This window comes from Microbacterium sp. (assembly GCF_047606685.1).
In the GTDB taxonomy this organism is placed as follows: Bacteria; Actinomycetota; Actinomycetes; order Actinomycetales; family Microbacteriaceae; genus Microbacterium.
Genome location: NZ_JASGEC010000088.1, coordinates 1 through 6,939, shown reverse-complemented (window position 1 = coordinate 6,939; position 6,939 = coordinate 1). Strand labels below are relative to the sequence as shown.

The following is a 6,939-nucleotide window of genomic DNA, read 5'->3' as shown; positions in this document are numbered from 1 at the left end:
GTCGCCGCCCACGCGGGAGACCGAGATGCCCACGTCGACCGCGGGGCGCTGGTTCGCGTTGAACAGGTCGGACTGCAAGAAGATCTGGCCGTCGGTGATCGAGATCACGTTGGTCGGGATGTAGGCCGACACGTCGTTCGCCTTGGTCTCGATGATCGGCAGGCCCGTCATCGATCCCGCGCCGAGGTCGTCGCTGAGCTTCGCGCAGCGCTCCAGCAGCCGCGAGTGCAGGTAGAAGACGTCGCCGGGGTAGGCCTCGCGGCCCGGCGGGCGGCGCAGCAGCAGCGACACCGCGCGGTAGGCCTCGGCCTGCTTCGACAGGTCGTCGAAGATGATCAGCACGTGCTTGCCGTCGTACATCCAGTGCTGGCCGATGGCCGAGCCGGTGTACGGGGCGAGGTATTTGAAGCCGGCCGGATCGGATGCCGGGGCGGCGACGATCGTCGTGTAGTCCAGCGCGCCGGCGTCCTCGAGGGCGCCGCGCACGGCCGCGATCGTCGAGCCCTTCTGGCCGATCGCGACGTAGATGCACCGCACCTGCTTGTCGGGGTCGCCCGACTCCCAGTTGGACTTCTGGTTGATGATGGTGTCGATCGCGATCGCCGTCTTGCCGGTCTGGCGGTCGCCGATGATGAGCTGGCGCTGGCCGCGGCCGACCGGGATCATCGCGTCGATGGCCTTGATGCCCGTCTGCAGCGGCTCGTGCACGCTCTTGCGCTGCATGACGCCGGGCGCCTGCAGCTCGAGGGCGCGGCGGCCGTCCGACGCGATCGGGCCCTGGCCGTCGATCGGGTTGCCGAGCGGGTCGACGACGCGGCCGAGGTATCCGTCCCCGACGGCGACCGACAGCACCTCGCCGGTGCGACGCACCTGCTGGCCGGCTTCGATGCCCGAGAAGTCGCCGAGCACGACGACGCCGATCTCGTGCTCGTCGAGGTTCAGCGCCAGGCCCTGCGTGCCGTCCTCGAACGAGAGGAGCTCGTTGGCCATCGCGCCGGGGAGACCCTCGACGTGCGCGATGCCGTCCGCGGCATCGATGACGGTGCCGACCTCGGTCGCCGCGGCGCCTGCAGGCTCGTAAGCGGCGACGAAGTCCCGCAGCGCGTCGCGGATGACGTCGGGGCTGATCGATAGTTCTGCCATTGTCTTCCCTTTGTAGTGGAGCTGTTGTGCGGGCCTGGCCCGCGCCGCCCGGAGGCGGAGGTCGTTAGCCGGCGAGCCGTTGGCGGAGATCCGCCAGGCGTCCGGAGATGCTGCCGTCGATCACGTCGTCGGCGATCTGCACGCGCAGTCCGCCGACCAGGTGGGGGTCGAGCACAGCGTTGAGCGAGACATCCCGCCCGTACTTGTTGGCCAGCGCCGCGGCGAGCCGGGTCGACTGCTCGGCGCTCAGCGGGGTGGCGGTGGACACTGTCGCCACCGTGCGGCCGCGCTGATCGCTGACGATCCGCATCGCGCTGGCCAGCAGCTGGCGCACCCGGCGCTCGCGCGGCTGCTGCACGAGCGACGAGACGATGAGCACGGTCGCCGCGCTCGCGCGGCCTCCCAGCACTCGCTCGACGAGCTCGCCCTTGGCCGAGCTCGCGCCCAGCCGGCTGCCGAGCGCGAGCTCGAGCTGCGGATGGGCGGCCACCGCCTGCGAGACGGCGAACAGCTCGCCTTCGACGTCGGCGTCCGGCTCGGCGATCGCCGCGGCGCGGATGGCGAGATCCTCGATGCCGGCGACCAGGTCGGACGCGTGCGACCAGCGCTGCTGGACCGCATTGGTCAGCAGCGAGACCGTCGTCGGCGCGAGCGCGCCGCCGAAGACGTCGGCGACGACGCGCGTGCGCGCCTCGACGGGCGCCGCGGGGTCAGCCAGCGCGCCGCTCAGCTGCGACGAGTCGCCCACGACCCGCGCGGCGGAGAACAATTCGCGCGCGGTGTCGAGGTCGACGCCCGGGACGGCGTCCAGTGCCGTCCTGGTCGCCGCGAAGGCCTGAGTGGTCGCGCTGCCCATTACGCCTTACCTGCCGTTTCGGACGACTCGAGCTCGGCGAGGAACCGGTCCACGACCGACTGGGCACGCTTGTCGTCGGAAAGCGACTCGCCGATCACACCGCCGGCGAGGTCGAGCGCGAGCGTGCCGACTTCGCCGCGCAACGACACGAACGCGGACTGGCGCTCGGCCTCGATCTGCGCGTGCGCGGTGGCGGCGATGCGCGCCGCCTCGGCCTGGGCGGCCTCTCTCGCCTCGGCCACGATCTTCGCGCCATCGCTGCGCGCGGCGTCGCGGATGCCCGCAGCCTCGCCTCGCGCGTCGGCGAGCTTCGCGGTGTACTCCTCGAGAGCCGCCGCAGCCTTGGCCTGGGCGTCCTCCGCGCGCTTGATCCCGCCCTCGATGGCGTCCTTGCGCGCGTCGAGCACGGCGTTCAGGCTCGGGATCACCTTCCAGATGAAGAACACCAGGACGATGACGAAGCAGATCGTGCCCCAGACGAGGTCTGGAATCGCGGGGATGACCGGGCTCTCGGTCGTCTCCTCCGCGGCGACGGTGACTGATGCGATCAGCATTCAGACTCCTTGGCTGTCGGGGCCGATCACTGACCGGGTGTGGGGAACGGGATGAACGCGACCGCGATCGCGATGAAGCAGAGTGCCTCAGTCAGAGCGACGCCGAGGAACATCAGGCTCGACAGGCGGCCCTGCAGTTCAGGCTGGCGGGCCACCGACTCGATGGTCTTGCCGATGACGTAGCCCACGCCGATACCGGAGCCGATGACGGCGAGGCCGAAGGCCAGGGGTGCGAGTTGTCCGACGATGTTCACGGAACGGTTCCTTTCAAGGGGTGGTTGGGACGGTCTGCGGAGGCGTTCAGTGCTCTTCCGCGACCGAGAGCTGGATGTAGATGGCGGTCAGGATGGCGAAGACGTACGCCTGCAGTGCGGCGATGAACAGTTCGAGGACGGTGAAGGCGATGCCGAACGCGAACGAGCCGACGCCCAGGAGGCCGAGGAAGTTGCCCTGCGCGAGCACCGTGAAGAAGAAGAAGTGCGTCGCCGAGAAGCACAGCACCAGCAGCATGTGGCCGGCCACCATGTTCATCGTCAGTCGCAGTGTGAGCGTGACGGGGCGCACGATGAAGGTGGAGAGGAACTCCAATGGCGTGAGCAGGATGTAGAGGACCTTGGGCACGCCGGGCAGGAACAGCGAGTCCTTCCAGAACTTCATCCCCTTCTCGCGCATGCCCGCGTAGATGAAGGTTCCCCACGAGACGAGGGCCAGCACCAGGGGCAGGCCGATCGCGGCCGTGCCGGCCAGTTGCAGGCCAGGGATCGTGCCGGTGAGGTTCATCCCGAGGATGAGGAAGAACATCGACATGATGATCGGCTCGTAGCGGCGCCCCAGTCGCTCGCCGAGCGTGTCGTAGATGATGCCCTTGCGCACGAAGTTGAGCGCGAACTCCATCGCCGCCTGGCCGCGCGACGGCACGACGCGCATGTTGCGCGTGCCCAGCCAGAACAGCACGACCAGCACGACGACCACCAGGATGCGGATGGCCATGAGGCGGTTCAACTCGAACGGCGTGCCCTCGAACAGCAACGCGGGCGGGAAGAACTCCTCGATAGACGGGCCGTGGAATTCGCCATCATCGCTTGCGGCGACGTTGGCGATCAGTGACGCGACGTTGGTCAACAGCGTGGGCTCCGGCTTCGGGGCGCCGACGGGACGGCGCGACGATGGTCATGAGCGTCGCCGAGCAGAGCACAGACCGCCCGGTTCGGCGGTCCGATGCCGCAGCTGCGCGCGACGTGACCACACTAGCAAGGAATTGGATGCGTCATGTGCCGCGTTGCCCCGGCGCCTGCTCATCCGACGACTCGGGCAGCGCGACGTCGCCCACGTAGGGAACGCGCGCCCGCGCCATCACCACGAGGTCGATGACCAGCGACGCGACGACGCTGGCGAGCACGGCGAAGAAGAACACGTGCCCGTGCACCCACGGCTGGGCGCGGAGCACGAGGAGCACGACGATGAAGACGATGAGCTTGACGAGCCATCCCACGATGACGATCCCGAAGAAGATCTGGAACTTCGTCGGCCCCTCGAACCTCCCGGCGAACAGGATGATCGCGGCGGTCATGCCGAGGAACAGGGCGGCCAGCAGCACGCCCATCAGGGCGCTCCACAGCCCGCTCTGCCCGGCGACGAGGTAGCCGACCACGGCGCCGGCAGCGGCAAGAGCGCCGGTGGCAACAGCGCACCAGATGAGCGTGTTGCGCAGGATCACCGAGTGGGACGGGCGAGCGGGAGTGGTCATGGACGGCTCTCCAGGGTGGGGACGGGGCGCGCGGCCCGGCGCCGGCGAGTGGCGGGCAGGAAGGTGACGACCAGGCACGCGGCAAGGCCGACCGCGCCGAAGACGATCCCGGGCCAGTACTGGCCCGGCGTGATGTAGATCGAGAACACGTACATGAGCAGCATCGACAACCCGACCACGGCGGTCCACGCGTAGAAGATGAGCACGGCGCCGCGGTCGCTGTGCCCCATATCGAGCATGCGGTGGTGGAGGTGCTTGCGGTCGGGCGAGAACGGCGACTTGCCCGCACCCATCCGGCGGATGACGGCGAGCCCGAAATCGAGCAGGGGAACGAGCACGATGACCACGGGCAGCAGGATCGGCACGAACGCGCCGAGCAGCTGCGACCGGCCGAGGCCGCCGGCCTCCGACGGGCCGGGCGCGATCTGGGCCGGGTCGATCTGGCCGGTCACGGCGATCGCGGACGTCGCCATGAGAAGGCCCAGCACGAGCGCGCCCGAGTCTCCCATGAACAGCTTCGCGGGGCTCCAGTTCATCGGCAGGAACCCGACGCACACGCCGATGAGCACCGCCGCGAGGAACGAGCCGAGGTTGAAGTACGACGACGCGCCCGAGTCGCGCACGAGCAGGTACGAGTAGACGAAGAAGATGCCGTTGGCGATGAGGCAGACGCCGGCGACCAGGCCGTCCAGGCCGTCGATGAAGTTGACCGCGTTCATCACGATCACGATCGAGAACAGCGTGAGGGCGAGGCTGAGCCAGCTGGAGACCACCGTCATCCCGCCGATGGGGAGGGAGAGGATCTGCAGGCCGCCGAACCACGCGACGATGCCGGCGGCGGCGAACTGCGCGCCGATCTTGATCATCCAGTCCAGGTCCCACAGATCATCGGCGATGCCGATGAAGGCGATGAGGGTCGCGGCGGCGAGGATCGAGTACATCTGCGCCGGGTTCTCCCACACGAGCGAGAAGTACGGCATGGCGGCCGAGACGGCGAAGGCGGCGAGGATCGCCAGGAACATCGCCACTCCCCCGAGCCGCGGCGTCGGGTTCGTGTGCACGTCGCGTTCGCGAATGCCCGGGTACAGCTTGTAGCGCAGGCTCAGCCGCCACACCCCCCAGGAGAACGCGAGCGAGAGCGTGGCGGTGAGGATGATGACGAAGACGTACTGTCTCACGCGTCGAGCTCCGGCGGGTCGGGCTCGAGCAGGTCGCCCAGCACGTCGCGGAGCCGGTCGTTGGACACCGCGCCGGCCCGGAGCACGCGCACCAGCGGCTCGTCCTCGGTGACCAGGCTCGTGGCGTCCACGATCGTCGAGGCCACCCCCGTCTCGGACGGGCCGCCGTCCAGATACGCCGCCACGCGGTCGCCCAGCATCGCCTGCGCGTCGTCGGCGGTCACCGCCGCGGGCCGGCCGGTCAGGTTGGCGCTCGAGGCGGCCAGCGGCCCGGTCTCCTCCAGGAGCTCCAGCGCGAGGCGGTTCGCCGGCATCCGCACCGCGACGGTGCCTCGGGTCTCGCCGAGGTCCCACACCAGCGACGGCTGCGCCGGCAGCACGATCGTGAGCCCGCCCGGCCAGCACGCGTCGACGAGGTCGCGCACCGGCTGCGGCACGCTCTCCACGAGGGCCTCGAGCGTCGCCAGCCCGGGCACGAGCACGGGCGGCGGCGACTGCCGGCCACGGCCTTTCGCGTCGAGCAGCCGCTGCACCGCGGCGGGCGAGAAGGCGTCGGCGGCGACGCCGTAGACGGTGTCGGTCGGCAGCACGACGAGCTCGCCGCGGGCGATGGCCTGTCTCGCGTGGCGCATGCCGGCAAGCAGCTGCGCCTCGTCGCCGCAGTCGTAGAGGGGGGACATGACCGGTCCAGTCTACGTGGCGCGCCCCGCGCCGCCTGGGCGCGCCCCGCGTGACGCTCAGGGCCGGATCGCGGTGGTCGCGCGGTCGCGCATCGTCAAGTCGGGATGCGTGGCCAGCGCCCGCCATCCATCCCTCGACAGCAACTCGCGAATCGGCCCGCCCTGCCACTCGCCGTGCTCGATCACGAGCGCGCCGCCCGGGTGCAGCAGCCGCAGCGCGGTCGTGCTCAGCGCGCGCACCGCGTCGAGCCCGTCCGGCCCGCCGTACAGCGCTTCGGGCGGGTCGAACAGGCGCACCTCGGGGTCGCGGGGGATCGCGTCGTCGGGCACGTACGGCGGGTTGGAGACGACCACCGTGACCGTGCCGTCGAGGTCGCCGAACGCGTCCTCCAGCCCGACCAGGTGCACGCTCGCGTTCGCGGCGCCGATCGCGGCGAAGTTCTCCCTCGCCCACGCGAAGGCGGCGGGCGACTTCTCGGCAGCGCGCACACGCGCGTGCGGCACTTCGGTCGCCAGCGCCAGCGCGATCGCGCCGCTGCCGGCGCCGAGGTCGACGGCGATCGGAGAGGGGGATGCCGCGGAGGCCAGCGCGTCGATGGCCAGCTGCGCGACGATCTCGGTCTCGGGGCGCGGCACGAACACTCCGGGCCCGACACGCAGCACAAGGTGGCGGAACGGCGCCTCGCCGGTGATGTGCTGCAGCGGCTCGCGCGCGGCCCGGCGCCGCACGAGGCCGGCCAGCGCCTCGCGGTCCGGCTCGGCGAGCGCGTCGCCGCGGACC

Annotated in this window: 9 protein-coding genes; all 9 read right to left on the bottom strand. The window is 70.4% G+C overall.

The genetic code is table 11. The features are described from left to right. Positions 1 to 1,143: F0F1 ATP synthase subunit alpha (gene atpA / locus QM611_RS10845; protein ID WP_415079932.1), on the bottom strand; the 1,143-nt coding region annotated here is incomplete at its 3' end. A 64-nt stretch (positions 1,144 to 1,207) separates the two neighbouring features. Continuing rightward, on the bottom strand, positions 1,208 to 1,999 hold the full coding sequence (locus QM611_RS10840; protein ID WP_415079931.1) for a F0F1 ATP synthase subunit delta: 792 nt from the start codon (positions 1,997 to 1,999) through the stop codon (positions 1,208 to 1,210). Then, complete coding sequence (locus QM611_RS10835; protein WP_415079930.1) at positions 1,999 to 2,553, bottom strand: F0F1 ATP synthase subunit B; 555 nt, start codon at positions 2,551 to 2,553, stop codon at positions 1,999 to 2,001. Before QM611_RS10835 ends, QM611_RS10840 begins: the two co-directional genes overlap by 1 nt. Before the next feature lie 26 nt (positions 2,554 to 2,579). Then, positions 2,580 to 2,807, bottom strand: coding sequence for an ATP synthase F0 subunit C (gene atpE / locus QM611_RS10830; protein ID WP_415079929.1), 228 nt, complete (start codon positions 2,805 to 2,807; stop codon positions 2,580 to 2,582). Between the two features lie 46 nt (positions 2,808 to 2,853). Continuing rightward, positions 2,854 to 3,675, bottom strand: coding sequence for a F0F1 ATP synthase subunit A (atpB, locus tag QM611_RS10825; RefSeq protein ID WP_415079928.1), 822 nt, complete (start codon positions 3,673 to 3,675; stop codon positions 2,854 to 2,856). A gap of 145 nt (positions 3,676 to 3,820) precedes the next feature. Then, the gene (locus tag QM611_RS10820; RefSeq protein WP_415079927.1) at positions 3,821 to 4,300 is read right to left on the bottom strand and encodes a hypothetical protein; all 480 of its coding nucleotides are present in this window, start codon (positions 4,298 to 4,300) and stop codon (positions 3,821 to 3,823) included. Next, entirely contained in the window at positions 4,297 to 5,478 is a 1,182-nt protein-coding gene (locus QM611_RS10815; protein WP_415079926.1) for an MraY family glycosyltransferase, read from the bottom strand. The genes QM611_RS10820 and QM611_RS10815 overlap by 4 nt, the downstream gene beginning before the upstream one ends. Next, positions 5,475 to 6,158 carry an L-threonylcarbamoyladenylate synthase gene (locus QM611_RS10810; RefSeq protein WP_415079925.1) on the bottom strand — a complete coding sequence of 228 codons (684 nt, stop codon included), beginning with the start codon at positions 6,156 to 6,158 and terminating at the stop codon, positions 5,475 to 5,477. Before QM611_RS10810 ends, QM611_RS10815 begins: the two co-directional genes overlap by 4 nt. Positions 6,159 to 6,215: 57 nt before the next feature. Then, the coding region (gene prmC, locus QM611_RS10805; RefSeq protein ID WP_415079924.1) for a peptide chain release factor N(5)-glutamine methyltransferase at positions 6,216 to 6,939 on the bottom strand (724 nt) is incomplete at its 5' end.